General features: G+C 58.9%; 1 protein-coding gene and 2 pseudogenes. All 3 read right to left on the minus strand.

Features of this window, described 5'->3' with window-relative positions; all coding sequences use genetic code 11:
* Positions 1-203 precede the first annotated feature (203 nt).
* Positions 204-357: pseudogene (locus tag ACLFKU_RS43615) on the minus strand (IS6 family transposase); the annotation flags it as partial.
* Positions 323-403 (minus strand): annotated as a pseudogene (locus ACLFKU_RS43620) (beta-ketoacyl-ACP reductase); the annotation flags it as partial. The pseudogenes ACLFKU_RS43620 and ACLFKU_RS43615, both read right to left, overlap by 35 nt.
* Positions 404-549: 146 nt before the next feature.
* On the minus strand, positions 550-885 hold the full coding sequence (locus ACLFKU_RS43625; RefSeq protein WP_410853377.1) for a hypothetical protein: 336 nt from the start codon (positions 883-885) through the stop codon (positions 550-552).
* Between the last annotated feature and the right edge of the window lie 96 nt (positions 886-981).

Below are 981 nucleotides of genomic sequence, written 5' to 3' on the forward strand. Positions count from 1 at the left end.
GCTTCAGAACCTTGGCGATGCCCGGAGCAAGCGTCGTTCGTGGGGTCAGTATCTTCTTCATCGTTTGGCCAAAGCGTTCTCGTCAGCCTCGAATTTTACCTCCCTCGCGTTAATGCGACAGAGCCCAAAAATTCGCTACCCAATTTTAACGTGGGCCTTACTGCAACAGAACCCCGGCTTGCGCCGCGCGGCCTTGGCGCACTGGGCGAATCTGGCGCCGAACTTCTCGCACCAGCAACGGATCGTCTCATACGTGACTACAACACCACGCTCGAGCAGCAACTCCTCAACGTCGCGCAGGCTCAGGCTGAACCGGAAATACCCCGGCGTCGTGCAGTCTGATGCTGATCGCCTCACCGAGTCCTCCCGTTCCGCCTGTGACCAGGGCAACCTGCTTCGTCATTTCACTTGTCTCCGGTAAAAGGGAGGCGATCCTCGCTCATGCAGAACTGCGAAGTCCGCCCGATTGCCGTTCAGACATGCCGCTATCAACAGGAATCCTTTGTATGCTGCAACTGACCGACGGGGGCGTCAGGCCCGCGTCGGCGGTTATCGCCTGGCGCTCGCCGACGCTTGCTCGGCAGTGCGCCGGGCAGTCTTCGATGCGGCGGTCGCGGCGGCGTTAAGGCTGCTTTCGGCAACCTGCACCGCCTGCTGGCTGGTTTTCTGCAGGGTTTCGATCAGCGTATGGGTGGCGTCAATCGCCGACTTCCATCCGGCGATGGCGGCTTCGGAACCCGCTGGTGAGCTTCTGGCAAAGTCCTCGACGAGCGTTTGTACCCGGAGGTTGTACGCTTCGTATTGCGCCTGCGCGACCTGCGCGAATCTGCCCTGGGTGGCTGACACAATCTCGAAGGTTCTGTCGCAGTAAGGAAAGGGAGTCAAGCAAATGCAATATGCGAAGGATGACTTATGATGCCAGCGAATAAAATTGCTGGGCGGCGGACCGCGCAGTTTTGCTCGAACATTTCATCTGTCCTT

Source organism: Paraburkholderia sp. EG304 (assembly GCF_046543485.1).
GTDB lineage: Bacteria > Pseudomonadota > Gammaproteobacteria > Burkholderiales > Burkholderiaceae > Paraburkholderia > Paraburkholderia youngii.